Source organism: Mycobacterium sp. NTMscope_MAC_269 (assembly GCF_976985695.1).
Genome location: NZ_OZ335668.1, coordinates 3954286 through 3975487, shown reverse-complemented (window position 1 = coordinate 3975487; position 21202 = coordinate 3954286). Strand labels below are relative to the sequence as shown.

Below are 21202 nucleotides of genomic sequence, written 5' to 3'. Positions count from 1 at the left end.
GTGACGCCGTCCACCCTGCTGGTCACCGACGATGGTTTGCCACGCGGTGTGTCCGGCGCTGCCGACCCGCGCTTCGCCAGTGTCATCAAGGTGTTCTCCCAGCTGTTCCCCGGTCGGCGGTTCGGCGGGGGAGCACTGAGCGTCTACGTCGACGGGGTGTCCGTCGTGGACGTCTGGACCGGCTGGTCGGACCGGGCCGGCACCCAGCGCTGGACCGCCGACACCGGCGCGATGGTGTTCTCGGCGACCAAGGGCATCGCGTCGACGGTGATCCACCGGCTCGCCGACCGCGGCCTGCTGTCCTACGACGCGCCCGTCGCGCAATACTGGCCCGAGTTCGGCGCCAACGGGAAGGCCGAGATCACGGTGCGCGATGTCCTGCGGCACCGATCCGGGTTGTCGCACCTGCGGGGCGTCACCAAAACCGAGCTGATGGACCACCTTTTGATGGAGGAGCGGCTGGCGGCCGCGCCCGTCGATCATCTGCGCGGCGTGCAGGCCTACCACGCCCTCACCTACGGATGGCTGTTATCCGGTCTGGCCCGGGCGGTGACCGCCAAGGGCATGCGCGAGCTGATCCGCCAGGAGGTCGCGCGTCCACTCGACACCGACGGGCTGCACCTGGGCCGGCCCCCGCAAGGCGCACCCACCCAGGCCGCCGAGATCTTGATACCGCAGGGACGGCTGCGCGCCCCGGTGTTCAACTTCATCGCACCGAGATTGGCGGGTCTGCCCTTCTCCGGCGCGTTGGGCGCGATGTACTTTCCGGGCGTCATTTCGCTGGTCAAGGGCGACACCCCGTTCCTGGACGGCGAGGTCCCCGCCGCCAACGGCGTGGTGACCGGGCGGGGCCTGGCCAAGATGTTCGCCGCCCTGGCCAACGACGGCCGCATCGACGGCAAGAAGTTCCTGTCCGACGAGCTGGCCCGGGGGCTCGCCGGGCAGGCGCGACGGAAGTGGCCCGACGCAAACATGGTGGTGCCCATGCCTTTTCACCTTGGCTACCACGAGTCGCCGGTTCCGGGATTGCTCCGCGGCTTCGGTCACGTCGGGCTGGGGGGAACGCTCGGCTGGGCCGACCCCGAGACCGGCAGTTCCTTCGGTTTCGTGCACAACCGGCTGCTGACGCCGCTGCTGTTCGACATGGGATCCTTTGCGGGCCTTGCCCGTCCGCTGCGCAATGCCATCGAGGCGGTCCGGGATCAGGGTCCGCTCGCGGTGCCGTCGCTGGGCGCCCGCTACACCAAAACCGCGAGGCGGCGCAGCGCGGCCCTATGAGCCGATGTAGGCGTTGCCGCGGGGCAGCGTCAGCGGAAGGTCGGCGTAGGTGGCGATGCCGGGCGCGGCGGCGACGACGGCGGGGATTGCGTTGATGGCCGGCATCGCGGTCATGATGTGACCGAGGTCCATGAATTCTTCGATCGTGGTGGCTTCGAAGTACGGCGGTGGCAAAAAGCCCACCTTGGTGGTCACCGTGGGCTGCCCGTCGATCTGGATGACCCAGCCGTCCTGCTCGATCTTCCAGTCCGGGTCGAGCGTCTGCCCCTTGCGCCAGCGCACATTCAAGTCGATCAGCGTCTCGCCGTTGACGATTCCCTGCCAGCTGATGTAGGTGCCCGCGACGTGTCCCGCGGGGATGGTCCAGGACGCCATGACGAGGTCCTCGGTGGTCTGGGCGAACTCGGCGACGCAGCGCACCTCGTCGAGCTCGACGCCCAGGGCGTCGCCCACCAGCCGGACCGCCTCGCCGAAGATCGCCGTCCCCTTCGCCGCCATCGCCCGCAGGTCCGGATGGTCGATCGGCTGGCCGAAGCCCACCGGCTTCTCGGTCTCGGGTGAGTCGTAGAACGTGGTGTCGGCGGCCTCGTTGACCGTCACCTTGTCGATCCGGTTGCACACCATCGCCGACACGATGGCCAACAGCTCGGCGAAACCCGGGCTGACCCCGGACCCGAAGATCGTGGCGCCGCCCTTCTGGCAGGCTTCCGAGATCCGGTCGCGGTCGGCGCCGAGGTTCCCGCCCGTGATGAACGACGCGGTGGTCACCACGTTGACGCCCGCGGACAGGATGCGGACCAGCTCGTCGACGTCGAACCACATCGGGTTGTAAACCACGCAGTCCGGCTTGAGGGCCAGGAGCTCGTCGACGTCGTTGGTGGCCGCGACGCCCACCGGCGCGATCCCGACAAGCTCACCGGCGTCGCGGCCGACCTTGTCCTTGGACCAGGCGAAGCAACCCACCAATTCCAGCGTGGGGTTGGTGACGATCGACTTCAGCGAGCTCTTGCCGACGTTGCCGGTGTTCCACTGAACCACTCGATAGGTGTTGGGCACTCGCTCAGCATAGGGGAACCGCAGGGTTCTTAGTAGGCCTAATAGGAAGATTGGGGGGCCGAGCCGGCTAGCTTTCGTCGGTGGTGTTGTCCACGGTTTCGTCTACCGCGGTGCCGGCCCGAGTCCTGCGCCGCATCCGATGCGATCCCTTGCCCGTCGGGCGCCGGTTCTGCAACTTGGCCCGCGACTCGTCGCTCTCCTCGGTGGCCTCGGCGGTGTCGGCTACCGGCGCCGCCTCGGTCTCGATGGGTTCGTCGCTCGCCCGGGTCTCGACGGCTTCGTCGGTCTCGTCCGGCTCGCTCGCTTCGGCTTCCTCGGTTTCGGCTTCGGCTTCGGTGTCGTCGGCGGCCACTTCCGCGTCGGGCTCCTCGGCCTTCTTGCGGCGGATGGCCCTCTTCTTGGTTTTCTTCGGCTTCTTCGCCTTGATCGGTTTGGGCGGTGGCGGTGGCAATTCGGCGACAAAGGAGAGATAGAAGGCAAAGAAACCGAGCAACGCGATCGCCGCGGCCGCCCCGTAGATCCCGAACAACCACCGTCCGGCGACGTCCAGACTCAGCCAGATCTCGCTGATCGCCGTCCCGATGATCAGCACACCGGCCAGCACGTGGGCCACGATCGAGACGACCCGGATGGACAGCGCCATCTGCGGGGTGCCCAGTTCCGGCTTGCGGGTGCGCAGCAGGGTGAACACCACCGGCAGCGCCGCGAGCGCGACAAGCGCGCCCGTCACGATGCGCGTCGCCGTCCCCAACGAGTGCGCGGTGTCACCCATCAATTCAGGCCAGCGGGGCAACACGAAAAAGAAGTAGAGGAAGCCTGCGGCGATCGTGAATGACGCGTGCCACGGGATGGCGACCTTGCGCCCCATAAGCCTCCTCATGCTGGGTTGGCCCGAGCCAGCCTAAGGGCGACCGACTCGATACCAAACCGCTTCGTCCGTGTCCGCAGGGCGGACCGATGGCGGAGGATGCGGGATTTGAACCCGCGAGGGCTGTTAACCCAACCCGCGTTCCAGGCGAGCGCCATAGGCCACTAGGCGAATCCTCCGTGGCCATGGTAACCGAGGGGCAGACCGCCGCCGCCGGTTGCTCCGGCTCACGTATTAGACTCTCGGTGGACCCCGCGCGGCGTCTATCCTGTGAACTCCCCCAGGGCCGGAAGGCAGCAAGGGTCAATGGGCTCTGTCGGGTGCGCGGGGTCCCCTAGGTCAAAAGGGTGCCGACCCGCTGCGCCCGGCTCCGCCACGCTTGCGATCGCCACGATGCCTGACTAGTGGCGGCCCGCCGCGCCCGGCTCCGCCGCGCTTGCGATCGCCACTCGTGTCGACAGCGAAAGGGTCCATCGTGTCGCTGGAGTCCCTCGGCCCTGCCGAGCTTGCCGCTGCACACGCTCGCCACCAGCAGGACTACACGGATCTGCAGGCCAAAAAGCTGGCCCTGGACCTGACCCGCGGCAAACCGGCTCCTGCGCAGCTGGACCTGTCCAACCAGCTGCTGAGCCTGCCCGGCGATGACTACCGCGATGGCGAGGGAACCGACACCCGCAACTACGGCGGCCTGCACGGCCTGCCGGAGTTGCGAGCCATCTTCGGCGAGCTGCTCGGCATCCCGGTGCAGAACCTGATCGCGGGAAACAACTCCAGCCTGGAGCTGATGCACGACCTCGTCGCCTTCTCGATGCTTTACGGTGGCGTGGATTCGCAGCGGCCCTGGAAGGATGAGGCCAGCGTCAAGTTCTTGTGTCCCGTCCCCGGCTATGACCGCCACTTCGCCATCACCGAGACGATGGGCATCGAGATGATCGGTGTCCCGATGCTCGCCGACGGACCCGACGTCGACCTGATCGAGGAACTGGTCGCCGCGGACCCCGCCATCAAGGGCATGTGGACCGTGCCCGTGTTCGGCAACCCCACCGGGGTCACCTACTCCTGGGACACGGTGCTGCGGCTCGTCCAGATGAGGACCGCGGCGCCCGACTTCCGGCTGTTCTGGGACAACGCGTACGCGGTGCACACCCTGACGCACGACTTCGTCCGGCAGGTCGACGTGCTCGGCATGGCGGCCGCGGCCGGCAACCCCCATCGGCCTTACGTGTTCGCGTCGACCTCCAAGATCACCTTCGCCGGCGCCGGCGTCAGCTTCCTGGGCGGATCGCTGGGCAACATCGCCTGGTACCTGCAATACGCGGGGAAGAAGTCGATCGGACCGGACAAGATCAACCAGCTGCGACACCTGCGCTTCTTCCGCGACGCCGACGGGGTGCGCCTGCACATGCTGCGCCACCAGCAGATCCTGGCGCCGAAGTTCGCGCTGGCGGCCGAGATCCTGGATCAGCGGCTCAGCGATTCCAAGATCGCCTCCTGGACCGACCCCAAGGGCGGCTACTTCATCAGCCTCGACGTCTTGCCCGGCACGGCCAAGCGGACCGTCGCGCTGGCCAAGGACGCCGGTATCGCGGTGACCGAGGCGGGTGCGTCGTTCCCGTACCGCAAGGATCCCGACGACACGAACATCCGGATCGCCCCCACGTTCCCGTCGCTGCCGGATCTGCGCGACGCGGTCGACGGCCTGGCCACCTGCGCGCTGCTGGCGGCCTCGGAATCGCTTCGGGCGTCATCCACGTCGAGTGTGAACTGACGGCTTCGACTGTCCCGTGACGGCGTCGACACGCCGGGCGGCCCCGCCGTAGGTTCACGCCGGAAGCCGCTGCTGCACACCCGATGCCAGCCGCGCCGTCGTCGGACGGCGTTGCCCGATTGCCCGCCTCCTCAGCGGACCCTGGCGGGTCCGCATCGTCACCGGGCCCGGGTAGCCTGCTGACCGTGGCCCTCTACCGCAAGTACCGTCCGGCAACCTTCGCCGAAGTGGTGGGGCAGGAGCACGTCACCGAGCCGCTGTCGATCGCGCTGGAAGCGGGCCGGATCAACCACGCCTACCTGTTCTCGGGCCCGCGCGGCTGCGGAAAGACGTCCTCGGCGCGCATCCTGGCCCGGTCGCTGAACTGCGCCCAGGGGCCGACGGCCACCCCCTGCGGGGTCTGCGACTCGTGCCTGGCGCTGGCGCCCAACGCGCCCGGCAGCATCGACGTGGTCGAGCTCGACGCCGCCAGCCACGGCGGCGTGGACGACACCCGCGAGCTGCGGGACCGGGCCTTTTACGCGCCGGCGCAGTCGCGCTACCGGGTGTTCATCGTCGACGAGGCGCACATGGTGACCACCGCGGGTTTCAACGCGCTGCTCAAGATCGTGGAGGAACCCCCCGAGCACCTCATCTTCATCTTCGCCACCACCGAACCGGAGAAGGTGCTGCCGACGATTCGGTCGCGCACCCATCACTATCCGTTCCGGCTGTTGCCGCCCAAAACCATGCGGGCGTTGATCGGGCGGATCTGCGAGCAGGAGGGCGTCGTCGTCGACGACGCCGTCTACCCGCTGGTGATCCGCGCCGGCGGCGGCTCGCCCCGCGACACCCTGTCGGTGCTGGACCAGCTGGTGGCCGGGGCCGAGGGCGCTCACGTGACCTACCAGCGGGCCCTGGGCCTGCTGGGGGCCACCGACATGGCATTGATCGACGACGCCGTGGATGCCCTGGCCGCCGCCGATGCCGCGGCGCTGTTCGGGGCGGTGGAGTCGGTGATCGACGCGGGCCATGACCCGCGGCGTTTCGCCACCGACCTGCTGGAGCGGTTCCGCGATCTGATCCTGCTGCAGGCCGTCCCGGACGCGGCGGCCCGCGGCGTGGTGGACGGGCCCGAGGACGTGCTGGAGCGGATGCGCGACCAGTCGACGCGGCTCGGGACGGCGACCCTGACCCGTTACGCCGAGGTGGTGCAGGCGGGGCTGGGGGAGATGCGGGGTGCGACGGCGCCACGCCTGCTGCTCGAGGTCGTGTGCGCGCGCCTGCTGCTGCCCTCGGCCAGCGACACCGAAGCCGCGCTGCTGCAACGCGTCGAGCGGATCGAGACCCGGCTGGACATGTCCATTCCCGGCGCCGAAACCGCCGCGGGTGCTCCCCGCGGCGCGCCGGCCGAGGCCGCCGACCGGCCGGTCCGCTTCACCCGGCCGTCCGCGTCTGCCGCCAAGCAAGAGCCGAAGCCCGAGCCGAAGCAAGAGCCGAAGCCCGAGCCCGCACCGGCGCCCGAGCCGGCCGCGCCCGCTCCCGCTCCCGCGCCCGCTCCCGCGTCTCTCCCCGTAGCCGAAACACCCTCTGCGCCTGGTGAACTCAACGCCGCCGCGGTGCGCAGCATGTGGTCGACGGTGCGCGACAAGGTGCGTCAGCGCAGCCGCACCACCGAGGTGATGCTGGCCGGCGCGACCGTGCGGGCGATCGAGGACAACACGTTGGTGCTGAGTCATGAATCGGCGCCACTGGCCAAGCGGTTGTGCGAGCAGCGCAACGCCGACGTCATCGCTGAGGCGCTCAAAGACGCCCTGGGAGTCAACTGGCGGGTGCGGTGTGAGGCCGGCCCGCCGGCGCCGGCCGTGCCCGGACCGTCAACCCCCAAGCCGGAAGACCCTGCCCCCGAACCGGATTCAGCCCGACAGGCCGAAGAAGAACACATGCTCGCCGAGGCGGTCCGCGACGAGCCGTCGGCCCCGCGCCGCGATCCGGAAGAGGTTGCGCTCGAACTGCTTCAGAACGAGCTGGGCGCCCGTCGCATCGACAACGGCTGAACCGAGCTCAGGCCGTCCACCACGGCCGCAGCGGCAGGTCGTCGTCGCCCCGCGTGTCGGTCTTGGCCGCCAGCACGTGATGCAGCTGAAGGTTGTTCTGCTCGAAGGCAACTCGTGACGCCGCCATGTACAGGCCCCACACCTTGGCGGTCGGCAAGCCGACCTCGCCGACCGCGGCGTCCCAGTTCTCGACCAGGTTCCGGCACCAGTCGCGCAGCGTCATCGCGTAGTGGTGGCGGAAGTTCTCCGCGTGCAGCACCTCGAAGCCGCAATCCTGGACGTCGCTGGTGATGCGGCCCGAGCCGGTCAGCTCCCCGTCCGGGAAGACGTAGCGATCGGTGAATCCGCCGGCGAACGACGTCGAGGTGTTGTCGTGGCGGGTGATGCAGTGGTTGAGCAGCAGGCCGCCGGTGCGCAGCTTCGACTTCAAGAACCCGAAGTAGGCGGGGTAGTTCTTGACGCCAATGTGCTCGGTCAGCCCGATCGAGGACACGGCGTCGAACGCCGCCTCGCCCACGTCGCGGTAGTCGGTGTGGCGCACCTCGGCCAGGTCCGCGAGGCCTTCCTCGGCGATCGCCTTCTGGGCCCACTTCGCCTGCTCGGCCGACAGGGTGGCACCGGTCGAACGGACGCCGCGGCGCGCCGCGTAGCGCACCATGCCGCCCCAGCCGCAGCCGACGTCGAGCAGCCGGTCACCCGGCTTCAGCCGAAGCTTCTCGAAGATCAGCCGGTACTTGTTGTCCTGCGCCTCTTCCAGCGTCGCGTCGGCATCGGGATACACCGCGCAGGTGTAGGTCATCGACGGCCCCAACACCAGCTCGTAGAAGGCGTTGGACACGTCGTAGTGGTGATGGATGGCCTCGGCGTCCCGGGTCTTGGTGTGCATCAGCCCGTCGGCGACGCGGCGCCACCGGGGCCGCGTCTCCTGCGGGGGTGGCGCGACCGGCAACAACCGCTCGATCCCGAGCGACCGCACCACGTTGGCCAGCACCCGCGCCGGCGGGCGCTTGAATTCCACGCGGTCGGTCAGCGTCTTGAGCAATTGGTAGGGGTCGCCGGGATGGACGCCGTACGCCTGCAGGTCGCCCGACACGTAGGCCCGGGCGAGACCGAGTTCGCCGGGGGCCGTGGCCAGGTAGGTGGCGCCGCGGGGGCTGCGAAGGTCCAGGCCCAGTTCGGCGTCCTCGCTGCCGGCGGTGCTGCCGTCGTAGGCGGTGAACTTCAGCGGATGTCGGCCGGTAGCGGCGAAGACCTCCAAGATCTCGGCCATGCTCAGTTTCCCGGTCGACGAGTGGTGGGGTTGTTTCGTCGTCGTCATCGCCGTTGTACCGCCTTTGCGTAGAGGTCGAGTAAACGAGAATCGGGGTCATAGGTTTTCTTGACGGTGTTGTAGGCCTCGCCGCCGTACAGCTCGTCGAAGTCCTCGCGGGAGTAGAAGGAGTCGGAGTACAGGGACTTGTGCCCGTCGAGTTCGCCCACCTTGTCTTCGATCATCCGGTTGGTGGCACCCTCGGTCGTGCCCCCCGGCACCGACGACCAGAAGCCGACGTTGACGTACGTGTGATCCGGTCGCATCGGATACAGCGGCCAGCCATCGTGGTCGCGAAGACGCAACGGGCACAACCAGATTGGCGTGATGGGCACGTTGTCCAGGAACCACTCCAAAAAGTCGCAGGTCCGTTCGACCGGAACCTCGACGTCCTGCACCACGCGTTCGCGTAGCGGGCGGCCCGGCGATCGGAGACTCCGCGCTTCGATGCGGTCGGACACCCCGAAGCGCCGGTCCACGGCGATCAGCTTGGAGTAGACGCTGCTGCGCCGATAGCGCCGCGGCCACCAGCGCCGCAGCCGCGGATTCTGCACGCCGAACGCGCGCGAGCACCAGAACCAATCGGTGTCCCAGCGCCAGAAGTAGTCGTGCATCGTGAGCCGGTCATCCTTGGTCGCCTCCACACCCGCGGAGTCGTGCCGGATGGACTGGTAGTAGATGTCTTTGCCCGTGTAGTCGCTGACCGGGCCGGGCGTGGTGGTCCGCCGGCCCACGCACAGGTAGCTTTCGTCGGCGCTGAAGACCACCCCGTCGAGATAGTCGACCGGCGTTCCGCCCTGCCCGCCGGTGTCGATGATGCGTTCGGCCGCCGCGATCAGAGCGGGCAGCGAACGGAAGCGGATGTGGCGCAGCGCCACAAACGGTGCGACGGGTTCCAGTTCGATCCGCAGCCGGGTCGAATAGCCAAGTGTCCCATAGGAATTCGGGAAGGCGCGGAACAGATCCGGGTGTTGCGTGCGTGATGCGGTGAGCAAATCGCCGGCGCCGGTGAGGATATCCATCTCCAGCACCGATTCGTGCGGGAGCCCGTTGCGGAACGACGACGACTCGATCCCCAGGCCGCTCACCGCCCCGCCGAGGGTGATCGTCTTCAACTGCGGGACGACCAGCGGCGAAAGGCCGTACGGCAGCGTCGCGGCGACCAGGTCCGCGTAGGTGCACATGCCGGCGACGTCGGCGGTGCGCGTTTCGGGATCCACGCCCAGCACGCCGGTCAGCCCCGAGGTGTCCAAACCGGGCGCGTCGCGTTTGGTGCGGGCGCGGAACAGGTTTGACGTCGGCTTGGCCAGGCGGACCGCGGACGTCGCGGGGATGGATCGATAGCTTGCCAGCAGCCGGTCAACGCCCGACTTGTGGGCCGAGAGTGCAGATCCAAGGACAGGCACCACATATACCCTAGTCTTCGACAACAGCCCGTGCATCCATCGCGAGCGGCTGCACCGGGGAATTCATCACGAGGAGGGGTCGCCTTGGGACAGGTGAGCGCCGACAGCACCATCTTGATCAACGCCGAGCCGGCGGCAACCCTTGCCGCCGTCGCGGACTATCAGACGGTGCGTCCGAAAATTCTCTCGCCGCAGTACAGCGACTACCAGGTGTTGCAGGGCGGGCAGGGGGCCGGCACGGTCGCCAAGTGGAGGCTGCAGGCCACCAAATCACGGGTGCGCGACGTGCAGGTCAACGTGGACGTGGCCGGGCACACCGTCATCGAGAAGGACGCGAACTCGACCATGGTGATCAACTGGACGGTGGCGCCCGCCGGGCCCGGCTCCAGCGTCACCGTGAAGACCACCTGGACGGGCGCGGGCGGCGTCAAAGGCTTCTTCGAAAAGACCTTTGCGCCCTTGGGGCTGAAGAGGATTCAGGGGGAGGTACTGGCCAACCTGAAGAAGGAACTCGAAGGCTAGCTCCGGGCAATCAGCTTCAGCGCGCCTGGCCCTGCGAGGCCAGGAAACCCGCGACGCCGCGGACCATCGCGTCGGCGTATTTCTGCCGGCCCTCCGCGGACTGCATCAGCGCAGAGTCCGCAGGATTCTTCATGTTGCCGCACTCGACCAGAACCGACGGGTACTGCGCGAGGTTCAGGCCGGCCAGATCCGAGCGCCCGTACAGCCCGTTCTGCCCGATGTAGTTGGCCGGCGGGATCCCCGACGCCTGCATCTGGTCGCGCATGATGCGGGCGTACTGCACGGAGGGGCCGGCCTGCGCCTGGTTGAGTGGCGGCGCCGAATAGTTGACGTGGAACCCGCGGCCGGACGGCGGGCCGCCGTCGGCGTGGATGGACAGGATCGCGTTGGGATGCAGCGCGTTGGCCATGCTGGCGCGCTCGTCGACACACGGTCCCAGCCCGGTGTCGTTGGCCCGTGCCAGGGCGGTCCGAACGCCCAACGCGGTCAACTCGGCGCGGACCCGCAGCGCGGTGTCCCAGGTGAACGTGTGCTCCTGGTAGCCGGCGGTGGACGCCGTCCCGCTGGCCTGGCAGTTTTTGGTGCCGCCGCGGCCGGTGGGCACCTGCCGGCTGATGGACGCGTCATTGGAGCCGTTGTGACCCGGATCGATGAAAACCACCATGCCGGCGATGTTGGAGGGAACACCCCACGCGGCCGGGGCAATCGCCGTCGACGCAGCAACGAGCGCACCGACCGCCAATTTGATCCCGACACGTCTGCTCAGTCGTAGGTCCACGGCGCAAAGGTAACGTCGCGCGGTTTACGCTGGGTGTTCCGAATCGCCGGAGACTCACGAGCGAAATCAAGTCGAGACCAAGATGCGAGGGGACTGTCATGCAACCCGGAGGCGATATGTCGGCGCTGCTGGCCCAGGCGCAGCAGATGCAGCAAAAGCTCATGGAAGCCCAGCAGCAACTGGCGAACGCCGAGGTGCATGGTCAAGCCGGTGGGGGTTTGGTCAGCGTCGTCGTCAAGGGCAGCGGTGAGGTGGTCGCCGTGAAGATCGATCCCTCCGTCGTCGACCCGTCGGACGTCGAGACCTTGCAGGACCTGATCGTCGGCGCCATGGCCGACGCGTCCAAGCAGGTCACCCGGATGGCGCAGGAGCGGCTCGGATCGCTGGCCGGCGGGTTCGGGCCGCCGCCGGGGCAACCGCCCGCGCCGGCGCCGGGGATTTAGCTCCCGCTCCGACATGTTCGAAGGACCCGTCCAGGATTTGATCGACGAGCTGGGCAAGCTGCCGGGCATCGGGCCCAAGAGCGCCCAGCGCATCGCCTTTCACCTGTTGTCGGTGGAACCGCCGGACATCGACCGGTTGACCGCGGTGCTGGCAAAGGTGCGCGACGGCGTGCGGTTCTGTGCGGTGTGCGGCAACGTCTCCGACAACGAGCGGTGCCGGATCTGCGCCGACCCCCGGCGGGACGGCTCGCAGGTGTGTGTCGTCGAGGAGCCGAAGGACGTGCAGGCCGTCGAGCGCACCCGCGAATTCCGTGGCCGCTACCACGTGCTGGGCGGCGCGCTCGACCCGCTGTCCGGGGTGGGGCCCGAGCAACTACGGATCCGCGAGCTGCTGAGCCGGATCGGGGAGCGGGTCGACGACGTCGACATCACCGAGGTGATCATCGCGACCGACCCGAACACCGAGGGTGAGGCGACGGCCACCTACCTGGTCCGGATGTTGCGCGACATCCCCGGCCTGACCGTGACGCGGATCGCGTCCGGGCTGCCGATGGGCGGGGACCTGGAGTTCGCCGACGAACTGACGCTCGGCCGCGCGCTGGCCGGCCGCCGGGCCATGGTCTGACGTTCGTCAGGCCTTGCTCAATTGGAAGGACCGGGTAACGGTCCGTCCCGCCTCTCCGCCACACGCGTCCGTCGTGGTCTGCCGGCCTTCTCCGGCAAGCGACACGGCATCGAAGCTGTAATCGACGGTCACCGGAGCGGATGCGCCGTTCGGGCACGGCGCCTGTGCCGTGCCGCTGTGAGTCCATCGCCCATGAGCAAGGTGGAATTCCCAGCTGATGACGAACGTCCCGCCGTCTTGGGAGGTCGCCAGGATGCAGTCCGATCCGCACGGGACGAAAAGCCAGGCGGTCGGCTTGTCGTTGTCCGCGTAGAGCACGTTGTACCGGCCGTTGAGGACTTCAGGGTTGGCGTGCGACGGTGTCGACGACGCGATGAACGCGGCCACCAGCGCGGAACCGGCGGCCAGTCTGGGGCGAATTTTCGTCATCTCGGCAAGGCCTAACGCGCCGCTAACCGCTCGCGGCGCAGCAGGTCCACTTCCGGCATCGGCAGCGGGGGCAGCTCACCGACCACCATGCTCAGCAGCAGGTCGGCCAGCTGCGGGTTGCGGGCCAGGCACGGCCCGTGCATGTAGGTCGCGATCACGCTGCCCTGCACGACGCCGTCGAAACCGTCCCCGGCGCGGTTGCCGGCGCCCTTGACCACCGTGCCCAGCGGTGACGCCGACGGGCCCAGCACGGTGCCGCCGCGATGGTTCTCGAACCCGGTGAGGCGCTCGGTCAGGCCCGCCAGCAGCGGCTTGGTTGCCAGCTCGCCGATGGTGCGCGCCTCTTGCGGTGACGTCGTCGCGTCGAGCATGCCCACGCCGTCGACGCGTTCCCCGGCCGACGTTTCATACCACTGCCCGAGCACCTGCACGGCCGCGCAGATCGCCAGCACCGGCGCGCCCCGATCCGCGGCGCGCTGCAGGCCCGGGTGTTTGATCAGGTGCCGGGTGGCCAGCCGCTGCGCGTAGTCCTCGGCCCCGCCCAGCGTGTAGAGGTCCAACGACTCGGGCACCGGGTCGGCCAGGGTGATCTCGATGATCTCGGCGGCAATACCGCGCAGCCGCAGCCGCTCGCGCAGCACCAGCGCGTTGCCGCCGTCGCCGTAGGTGCCCATCACGTCGGGCAGGACCAGCCCGATCCGCAGCGTCGAGTCAGCCATGGCGCGCCAACGCTCGTTGCAGCTGAAGGAACGCGGTGTAGTTGGCGACGACCTCCACCCGCCCGGGCGGGCACGACGCGATCGCGGCGACGGTGTCATGCACCAGGGTGTGCTCGACGCCCGCGTACCCGAGGCGCACCGCGAGGTCGGTGCCGCGCTCACCGGCGGCCACCACTTCCCCTTTGAAGGTCTCGTCTACGTGCTCGAAACGCACGTCCCACAACCACGACAGGTCCTCCCCGTCGGGCACCTGGCCGTTGACGGAGATGACCACCCCGGCGGCGTGCTTGTCCACCATCGACAGCGCTTCCTGCCAGCCCGCCGGGTTTTTCGCCAGCAGCATCCGCACCTCGTGCTCGCCGACGCGGACCCTCCGGTAGCGCCCCGCGACCTCGTCGACCGCCGAGACGGCGGCCACGGATTTGGCGGGATCCGCGCCCAGGGCGACGGCCGCGGCGACGGCCTGAGCGGCGTTTCCCCGATTCACCGCGCCCGGCAGCACCAACCGCATCGGCAGGGACAAGCCGTCGGGGCCGTGAAGTGTGTGGTCGTCGAACCACCACTGCGGGCTGGGCCGCTTGAACTCGGCGCCGGTGGAGAACCAGTGGCCGTGCTCGCGGACGATGACCTCGCCGCTGCGCGGGCAGCTCACCGAGTCGTTCGACCAGGAACCCCCGGCGGCCACCCACACCACGTTGGGGCTGTCATAGGCCGCCGACGTCATCAGCACGTCGTCGCAGTTGGCGACCACGACCGCGTTCGGGTGCCGGGCCAGGCCCGTTCGCAGGGTCCGTTCGATGACGTTGATCTCGCCGACCCGGTCCAACTGGTCGCGCGACAGGTTGAGCAGCACGACGACGCTGGGCTCGACGGCGTCGGAAACGTGCGGGACGTGCATTTCGTCGACTTCCAGCGCCGCCAGGGATGCCTGCCGGTTGGCGGCCAGCGCGGCCACCAGGCCGGCGTCCATGTTGGCGCCCTCGGCGTTGGTGGCGACCGGGCCCAGCGTTTCCAGCGCGGCCGACGTCATCCGGGTGGTGGTGGATTTGCCGTTGGTGCCGGTGACGACGACCGTGCGGCGTCCGGAGGCGAGCTGGCTGAGAACCGAGCGGTCCAGCGTCATCGCGACCAGGCCGCCGATCATCGCCCCGGCCCCGCGACCGGTCACCCGCGATGCCCAGCGCGCGCTGGCTCCCGCGGCGAGAGCCAGACGGGCGCGGGTGGTGACCACCCGGAGAGTTTATGTTTAGTGCCGACACGGCGCCGCGTGACACCGATCATGTCGGTCGCGCGTGCCATCCTCAGTGCGCGGTGCATGCTCGGCCTGCCAGCGAGCCGGACGCGGGCTGGGCCGTCGTCGACGTCGAAACCTCGGGCTTTCGGCCAGGTCAGGCCCGGATCATCAGCCTCGCGGTGCTCGGCCTGGACGCCGACGGCGAGGTCGAGCAGTCGGTGGTGAGCCTGCTCAACCCAGGCGTCGATCCGGGTCCCACACACGTGCACGGCCTGACCGCCGCCATGCTGGAAGATCAGCCGCAGTTCACCGACCTCGCCGCAGACGTGATCGACGTGCTGCGCGGCCGCACCCTGGTGGCCCACAACGTGGCGTTCGACTACGCCTTCCTGGCCGCCGAGGCCGAACTCGCCGACATCGAACTGCCCATCGACTCGGTGATGTGCACGGTCGAGCTGGCCCGGCGGTTGGACCTCGGCGTCGACAACCTGCGGCTGGAAACGCTGGCGGCGCATTGGAGCGTGACCCAGGAGCGCCCCCACGACGCCTTCGACGACGCCATGGTGCTGACCGGCGTGCTGGCCTCGGCGCTCAAGCTCGCCCGCGACGGCGACATCTGGCTGCCGGTGCACCCGGTGACCCGGCGCCGCTGGCCGAACGGCCGGGTCACCCACGACGAGCTGCGCCCGTTGAAGGTGCTGGCCTCCCGGATGCCCTGCCCGTACCTCAACCCGGGCCTCTACGTGGGCGGACGGCCACTCGTCCAGGGCATGCGGGTGGCGCTGGCCGCCGAGGTCGGCCGCACTCATGAGGAACTCGTCGAGCGGATCCTGCATGCCGGGCTGGCCTACAGCGACGCCGTCGACCGGGAGACCTCCTTGGTGGTCTGCAACGACCCCGCCCCCGAACAGGGCAAGGGCTACCTGGCCCGGAAATTGGGGGTCCCGGTGATCTCCGACGCGAAGTTCATGGACTGTGTCGGCGCCGTCATCGGTGGCACCAGCATGGACGAATTCACCGACACCACCGATACGGACCCGCAGCTCGCGCTGTTTTGATCAGGCGCGAGCGGCGCGATTCACCGCCGACACGACCGCCCGCAGCGACGCCGTGGTGATGGACGGCGCAATGCCGACCCCCCACACTGTGCGGCCGTTGACCGACGCCTCCACGTAGGCGGCCGCCTGGGCGTCGTCACCGGAGCTCATCGCGTGCTCGGAGTAGTCCAGGACGGCCACGTCGAAGCCGACGCCGCCCAGCGCGTGGACGAACGCGGCCAGTGGCCCGTTGCCGGTCCCACTGATCTCGGTCTCCACGCCGTTCATCTTGACCGTCGCGGCGATGCTGGTGACGCCGCTGTCCTCCTCCGAAGCGTCGACGCGCTGCTTTACCCGTTCCAGCGGCCAGACCGGGGCCAGATACTCCTCGGAGAACGCGTCCCACATCTCCTTGGGTGAGACCTCGCCGCCCTCACCGTCGGTGATCTTCTGCACCACCTGGGAGAACTCGATCTGCAGCCGTCGCGGCAGGGCCAGGCCGTGATCCGCCTTCATGATGTAGGCGACCCCGCCCTTGCCGGACTGCGAGTTGACCCGGATCACCGCCTCGTAGGTGCGTCCGACGTCCTTAGGGTCGATCGGCAGGTACGGCACCTGCCAGAGCATGTCCTCGACGTCGGTGCCGGCGGCGTCCGCGTCGACCTTCATCTGGTCCAGTCCCTTGTTGATGGCGTCCTGGTGGCTGCCGGAGAACGCGGTGTAGACCAGGTCCCCGCCGTAGGGGTGGCGCTCGTGGACCGGCAGCTGGTTGCAGTACTCCACCGTGCGGCGGATCTCGTCGATGTTGGAGAAGTCGATTTGCGGGTCGACGCCGCGCGAGAACAGGTTGAGCCCCAGCGTCACCAGACAGACGTTGCCGGTGCGTTCGCCATTGCCGAACAGGCAGCCCTCGATGCGATCGGCGCCCGCCTGGTAGCCCAATTCCGCTGCGGCAACGGCGGTTCCGCGGTCGTTGTGCGGGTGCAGGCTCAGGATGACCGATTCCCGGTTGGCCAGGTTGCGGCTCATCCACTCGATCGAATCGGCGTAGACGTTAGGGGTGGCCATCTCCACGGTGGCGGGCAAGTTGAAGATGATCGGGTTTTCCGGTGTGGGCGCGATGATTTCGCCGACGGCGTCGCACACCTGCTTGGCGTACTCCAGCTCGGTTCCGGTGTAGGACTCCGGCGAATACTCGAACCGCCACCGCGTGCCGGGATACTTGGCGGCCTGTTCGACGCACTTGCGGGCGCCTTGGGTCGCGATGTCCTGCACGGCGGCCCGGTCGGCGCGAAATACGACGCGGCGCTGCAGGATTGACGTCGAGTTGTAGAAGTGCACGATGGCCTGCGGCGCGCCTTGGCACGCCTCGAATGTGCGCTCGATCAGTTCCGGCCGGCACTGGGTCAGTACCTGGATGGTGACGTCGTCGGGGATGGCGCCGTCGGTGATGATCTCGCGGACGAAGTCGAAATCGGTTTGGCTGGCCGACGGGAACCCGACCTCGATCTCCTTGTAGCCCATGCGAACCAGCAGATCGAACATGCGGCGCTTGCGGGTCGGGCTCATCGGGTCGATCAGCGCCTGGTTGCCGTCACGCAGATCCACCGCACACCACAGCGGCGCGCCGGTGATCACGCGATCCGGCCAGGTGCGGTCGGGCAGCCGGATGGGCTCGACCTCTTCGGCGAAGGGCCGGTACCTGTTGACCGGCATCGACGAGCCCCGCTGGGGATTCCACGCGGGCTGTCCGGGGCCCGGGGGACCCACGGGCTGAACGATGGTTCGTGTCGAGCTGTATGCGTCGGGATTGGAAGTCACGGTGATTGCTCCGGGGGTATCAGAAGGGGAACCTCAGACCGGCGCATCGCGAACACCCGCGACGGGAAGCCGGTCTGGATCAGACCCCGTCGCGGCGTCCGAGGAGGAGCACCCGCTGCACGTCCTGCACTTTACCGCTTTTGGCGCCCCGGTAAAAATGCCGCCGGGACCGTTGCGAATCCGCAGGCCGGGGGACCAGGTATCGCGACGTAAATCACCATGCGGTGGCACGTATTCTGTTGTGGACTTATTCCCGAAATCGAAGTGTCCAGGGCCGGAGAGGCAGGAAAAAACGTGGCGCTCGTCGTGCAGAAGTACGGCGGATCCTCAGTGGCGAACGCCGATCGGATCCGGCGCGTGGCCGAGCGCATCGTCGCCACCAAGAAACAGGGCAACGACGTGGTCGTCGTCGTCTCCGCGATGGGCGACACCACCGACGACCTGATGGATCTGGCCCAACAGGTGTGTCCGGCCCCGCCGCCGCGCGAACTCGACATGCTGCTGACCGCAGGTGAGCGCATCTCCAACGCCCTGGTCGCGATGGCCATCGAATCGCTGGGTGCCCAGGCCCGCTCGTTCACCGGTTCGCAGGCCGGCGTGATCACCACCGGCACGCACGGCAACGCCAAGATCATCGACGTCACCCCCGGACGGCTGCAGGCCGCTCTCGACGAGGGACGCGTCGTGTTGGTCGCCGGATTCCAGGGCGTCAGCCAGGACACCCGGGACGTCACCACCCTGGGCCGCGGCGGCTCGGACACCACCGCGGTGGCCCTGGCCGCGGCGCTGCGCGCCGACGTCTGCGAGATCTACACCGACGTCGACGGCATCTTCAGCGCCGACCCCAGGATCGTGCACAACGCCCGCAAGCTGGACACGGTCACGTTCGAAGAAATGCTCGAGATGGCGGCTTGCGGCGCCAAGGTTTTGATGCTGCGGTGCGTGGAATACGCGCGCCGCTACAACATTCCGGTGCATGTCCGATCCTCTTATTCGGAAAACCCAGGCACCGTCGTCGTCGGATCGATCAAGGACATCGCCATGGAAGACCCCATCCTGACCGGAGTCGCGCACGACCGCAGCGAGGCGAAGGTGACCGTCGTCGGCATTCCCGACATCCCCGGATACGCCGCTCGCGTCTTCCGGGCGCTCGCCGACGCCGACGTGAACATCGACATGGTGTTGCAGAACGTCTCCAAGGTCGAGGACGGCAAGACCGACATCACCTTCACCTGCTCGCGCGACAGTGGACCCACCGCGGTGGCCAAGCTCGACGCGCTCAAGGACGAGATCGGGTTCAGCCAACTGCTCTACGACGACCACGTCGGCAAGGTGTCGCTGATCGGGGCGGGCATGCGCAGCCACCCCGGGGTCACCGCCACCTTCTGTGAATCCCTGGCCGAGGTGGGCGTCAACATCGAGCTGATCTCCACCTCCGAGATCCGCATCTCGGTGCTGTGCCGCGACACCGAACTAGACAAGGCCGTCGTGGCGTTGCACGAGGCGTTCGGGCTCGGCGGCGAGGAGTCGGCGACGGTGTACGCGGGAACGGGTAGATAGATGGTTGACCATCGGGTGTCGATAGGCGTGGTAGGGGCCACCGGCCAGGTCGGCCAGGTGATGCGCAGGTTGCTCGACGAGCGGGACTTCCCGGCGACCTCGGTGCGGTTCTTCGCCTCGGCGCGTTCGCAGGGCCGCAAGCTGGAATTCCGCGGCCAGGAGATCGAGGTCGAGGACGCCGCGACGGCCGACCCCAGCGGCCTGGACATCGCGTTGTTCTCCGCCGGTAAGACGATGTCGCTGGTGCAGGCGCCGCGGTTCGCCGCGGCCGGGGTGACGGTGATCGACAACTCGTCGGCCTGGCGCAAGGATCCCGACGTGCCCTTGGTGGTGTCCGAGGTGAACTTCGCGCGCGATGCCGCCAACCGGCCCAAAGGCATCATCGCCAACCCGAACTGCACCACCATGGCCGCGATGCCGGTGCTCAAGGTGCTGCACGAGGAGGCCGGGCTAGTGCGCCTGGTGGTGTCCAGCTATCAGGCGGTGTCCGGCAGCGGGATCGCCGGGGTGGAGGAGCTTTCCACCCAGGCGCGCGCGGTCGTCGACGGCGCCGAGCAACTCGTGCACGACGGCGACGCCGTGCAGTTCCCGGCGCCCCAGACCTACGTGGCGCCCATCGCCTTCAACGTGATTCCGCTGGCCGGCTCGCTGGTGGACGACGGTTCCGGGGAGACCGACGAGGACCAGAAGCTACGCCACGAGAGCCGCAAGATCCTCGGCATCCCCGACCTGGCGGTCAGCGGCACCTGCGTGCGCGTGCCGGTGTTCACCGGACACTCGCTGTCGATCAACGCCGAGTTCCAGCGGCCGCTGTCGCCGCAGCGCGCCCGCGAGTTGCTCGATCACGCCCCCGGCGTCAAGGTGGTCGACGTGCCGACCCCGTTGGCGGCCGCCGGCGTCGACGAATCCCTGGTCGGCCGGATCCGGCAGGACCCGGGAGTGCCCGACGGCCGCGGCCTGGCCCTGTTCGTCTCGGGAGACAACCTGCGCAAGGGGGCGGCGCTGAACACCATCCAGATCGCCGAGTTGCTGGCCGCCCAGCTGTGATCAGCGGGTGAACACCGCCCACACTCGCCGGGTCATGCGGTGCTCCCTGTTCGCCGTATCGGCAGTGTGTTTGGTTGTGCCGCAATGGTTTTGCAATTTCGCGCGGGCCGACCCGGCCGCCCCCGCCCCCGAGCCGATCATGCAACCGCTGGCGCCCGGTCAGGTGTTGCGGATCGGCCCCACCGCCGGAACCGGCACTCCCACAGGCGATTACGGCATCGGCGCGACCGACCTGTGTGAATTCGTCGAATTCCCCACCGAACTGCTGCAGGTCTGCGGCGACAGCTTCGCCGGCCAGGGCGTGGGTTTCGGCGGCTGGTATGCGCCGGTGGCGCTGCACGTCGACACCGCGTCGGTCGACGACCCCGCCGGCGTGCGCTACACCGGCGTCACCGGGATCGCCCATCCGCTGCTCGCCGATCCCACCCCGCCGGACGCCTCGCAGCTGCCCGCCGGAGTGGTGCAGATCAACCGGCGCAACTACCTGATGGTGACGACGACGAAGAACCTGGAGCCGCAGAGCTCCCGGCTGGTGACCGCCGAACCGGCGCGCGCGGGCTGGCAGACGATCCCGGGTTCCGCGCGACCCGCGTCGTATCAAGGCGGCTCGCAGACGCAGATCAGCGGGTATTACGACCCGATCCCGACCCCGGAGTCGCCCACCGGATGGGTGTACATCGTGGCCGACAGCTTCACCCGTCGCGACCCCGTCGTCCTGTATCGCGCCGCGCCGCAGGCGTTCACCGACAGGTCCCGCTGGCAGGGCTGGGCGGCCGGCCCGCACGGGGGCTGGGGCAAGCCGCCGACACCGCTGTGGCCGGAGGCGGTGGGCGAGATGTGCATCAGGCAGATCGACGGCAAGGCCGTGTTGTCCTACTTCAATGCCGTCACGGGCAATATGGAGGTCCGGGTGGCCGACGACCCGACGGCGCTGGGCGACGCGCCGGTCACCACCGTGGTGCAGCACGACGAGTGGCCGGAGCCCGCCGAAAGCCTGCCGCCGCCCGACGATAACCGGCTCGCGCAACCGTATGGCGGCTACATCTCACCCGGTTCCACGCTTGACGAGCTGCGAATCTTTGTGAGCCAGTGGGACACTCGCGCGCGGGTGTCCGCTCCGTACCGGGTCATCCAGTTCGCGGTCAATCCGCTGCGGCCCGAGTAGGCGGCTTATTCGGGCGCTATATGCGCGCTGAGCGGCGGCTTTAGTTCACAGCTGCTACATAAGTCGCGCATAGCCGCCACTACTGTTAACGGCTTCATCAT

General features: G+C 68.5%; 19 protein-coding genes, 1 tRNA gene and 1 other RNA gene. 11 read left to right on the top strand and 10 right to left on the bottom strand.

Annotated features, from left to right (window positions below; translation table 11 throughout):
* Positions 1-1278: an esterase/beta-lactamase LipL gene (lipL, locus tag ACZ50Z_RS18750; RefSeq protein WP_464484878.1), complete on the top strand. Its 1278-nt coding sequence runs from the start codon at positions 1-3 to the stop codon at positions 1276-1278.
* Here lipL and ACZ50Z_RS18745 read toward each other — a convergent pair.
* From ACZ50Z_RS18745 to ACZ50Z_RS18735, 3 genes are all read right to left on the bottom strand, one after another.
* Positions 1273-2334 (bottom strand): NAD(P)H-dependent amine dehydrogenase family protein, encoded by a 1062-nt coding sequence (locus ACZ50Z_RS18745; protein WP_464484877.1) that lies wholly within the window; start codon positions 2332-2334, stop codon positions 1273-1275. The genes lipL and ACZ50Z_RS18745 overlap by 6 nt on opposite strands.
* A gap of 67 nt (positions 2335-2401) precedes the next feature.
* Complete coding sequence (locus ACZ50Z_RS18740; RefSeq protein WP_464484876.1) at positions 2402-3202, bottom strand: hypothetical protein; 801 nt, start codon at positions 3200-3202, stop codon at positions 2402-2404.
* Between the two features lie 90 nt (positions 3203-3292).
* Positions 3293-3381: transfer RNA gene (locus ACZ50Z_RS18735), tRNA-Ser, on the bottom strand.
* A 64-nt stretch (positions 3382-3445) separates the two neighbouring features.
* Between ACZ50Z_RS18735 and ffs the strand changes: the two genes are divergently transcribed.
* The 3 genes from ffs (at position 3446) to ACZ50Z_RS18720 (ending at position 7006) form a co-directional block, all read left to right on the top strand.
* Positions 3446-3542, top strand: an RNA gene (gene ffs, locus ACZ50Z_RS18730) — signal recognition particle sRNA small type.
* 135 nt (positions 3543-3677) lie between these two features.
* Entirely contained in the window at positions 3678-4970 is a 1293-nt protein-coding gene (locus tag ACZ50Z_RS18725; RefSeq protein WP_464486309.1) for an aspartate aminotransferase type Ic, read from the top strand.
* Between the two features lie 185 nt (positions 4971-5155).
* Complete coding sequence (locus tag ACZ50Z_RS18720) at positions 5156-7006, top strand: DNA polymerase III subunits gamma/tau (RefSeq protein WP_464484875.1); 1851 nt, start codon at positions 5156-5158, stop codon at positions 7004-7006.
* A 7-nt stretch (positions 7007-7013) separates the two neighbouring features.
* Here the strand turns inward: ACZ50Z_RS18720 and ACZ50Z_RS18715 are convergent, their stop codons facing one another.
* Entirely contained in the window at positions 7014-8324 is a 1311-nt protein-coding gene (locus ACZ50Z_RS18715) for a class I SAM-dependent methyltransferase (protein ID WP_464484874.1), read from the bottom strand.
* Positions 8321-9724, bottom strand: coding sequence for an FAD-binding oxidoreductase (locus ACZ50Z_RS18710; RefSeq protein WP_464484873.1), 1404 nt, complete (start codon positions 9722-9724; stop codon positions 8321-8323). Before ACZ50Z_RS18710 ends, ACZ50Z_RS18715 begins: the two co-directional genes overlap by 4 nt.
* Positions 9725-9805: 81 nt before the next feature.
* On the opposite strand from ACZ50Z_RS18710, the gene ACZ50Z_RS18705 reads away from it, so the two are divergent.
* Positions 9806-10243: an SRPBCC family protein gene (locus tag ACZ50Z_RS18705; protein WP_026071057.1), complete on the top strand. Its 438-nt coding sequence runs from the start codon at positions 9806-9808 to the stop codon at positions 10241-10243.
* A 16-nt stretch (positions 10244-10259) separates the two neighbouring features.
* On the opposite strand, the gene ACZ50Z_RS18700 is transcribed toward ACZ50Z_RS18705, so the two are convergent.
* Complete coding sequence (locus ACZ50Z_RS18700; protein ID WP_464484872.1) at positions 10260-11021, bottom strand: Rv3717 family N-acetylmuramoyl-L-alanine amidase; 762 nt, start codon at positions 11019-11021, stop codon at positions 10260-10262.
* Positions 11022-11119: 98 nt separating this feature from the next.
* Here ACZ50Z_RS18700 and ACZ50Z_RS18695 point away from each other — a divergent pair, with 98 nt between their 5' ends.
* Together ACZ50Z_RS18695 and recR are read left to right on the top strand one after the other, a co-directional pair.
* A complete protein-coding gene (locus ACZ50Z_RS18695; protein WP_026071056.1) occupies positions 11120-11464 on the top strand; it encodes a YbaB/EbfC family nucleoid-associated protein in 345 nt (114 codons plus the stop codon).
* A 13-nt stretch (positions 11465-11477) separates the two neighbouring features.
* A complete protein-coding gene (gene recR / locus ACZ50Z_RS18690; RefSeq protein ID WP_067173162.1) occupies positions 11478-12089 on the top strand; it encodes a recombination mediator RecR in 612 nt (203 codons plus the stop codon).
* Positions 12090-12095: 6 nt separating this feature from the next.
* Here recR and ACZ50Z_RS18685 read toward each other — a convergent pair whose 3' ends face one another.
* From ACZ50Z_RS18685 to ACZ50Z_RS18675, 3 genes are read right to left on the bottom strand one after another with little or no spacing between them, the layout of a single operon-like run.
* A complete protein-coding gene (locus tag ACZ50Z_RS18685) occupies positions 12096-12518 on the bottom strand; it encodes a hypothetical protein (RefSeq protein WP_464484871.1) in 423 nt (140 codons plus the stop codon).
* Between the two features lie 11 nt (positions 12519-12529).
* Complete coding sequence (locus ACZ50Z_RS18680; RefSeq protein WP_464484870.1) at positions 12530-13237, bottom strand: type 1 glutamine amidotransferase; 708 nt, start codon at positions 13235-13237, stop codon at positions 12530-12532.
* Positions 13230-14468: a MurT ligase domain-containing protein gene (locus ACZ50Z_RS18675; RefSeq protein ID WP_464484869.1), complete on the bottom strand. Its 1239-nt coding sequence runs from the start codon at positions 14466-14468 to the stop codon at positions 13230-13232. The genes ACZ50Z_RS18680 and ACZ50Z_RS18675 overlap by 8 nt, the downstream gene beginning before the upstream one ends.
* 80 nt (positions 14469-14548) lie before the next feature.
* Here ACZ50Z_RS18675 and ACZ50Z_RS18670 point away from each other — a divergent pair, with 80 nt between their 5' ends.
* Positions 14549-15529: a DEDDh family exonuclease gene (locus ACZ50Z_RS18670; protein WP_464484868.1), complete on the top strand. Its 981-nt coding sequence runs from the start codon at positions 14549-14551 to the stop codon at positions 15527-15529.
* Here ACZ50Z_RS18670 and leuA read toward each other — a convergent pair whose 3' ends face one another.
* Positions 15530-17329, bottom strand: a complete 1800-nt coding sequence (leuA, locus tag ACZ50Z_RS18665) for a 2-isopropylmalate synthase (RefSeq protein ID WP_464484867.1) — start codon at positions 17327-17329, stop codon at positions 15530-15532. It lies immediately after the preceding gene.
* Between the two features lie 294 nt (positions 17330-17623).
* Here leuA and ACZ50Z_RS18660 point away from each other — a divergent pair, with 294 nt between their 5' ends.
* The 3 genes from ACZ50Z_RS18660 to ACZ50Z_RS18650 are packed head-to-tail and all read left to right on the top strand — an operon-like array spanning position 17624 to position 21101.
* Positions 17624-18889 (top strand): aspartate kinase, encoded by a 1266-nt coding sequence (locus ACZ50Z_RS18660; protein ID WP_008263260.1) that lies wholly within the window; start codon positions 17624-17626, stop codon positions 18887-18889.
* Positions 18890-19936: an aspartate-semialdehyde dehydrogenase gene (locus ACZ50Z_RS18655; protein ID WP_464484866.1), complete on the top strand. Its 1047-nt coding sequence runs from the start codon at positions 18890-18892 to the stop codon at positions 19934-19936.
* Between the two features lie 34 nt (positions 19937-19970).
* The gene (locus tag ACZ50Z_RS18650; protein WP_464484865.1) at positions 19971-21101 is read left to right on the top strand and encodes a DUF4185 domain-containing protein; all 1131 of its coding nucleotides are present in this window, start codon (positions 19971-19973) and stop codon (positions 21099-21101) included.
* The last annotated feature ends 101 nt before the right edge of the window (positions 21102-21202 follow it).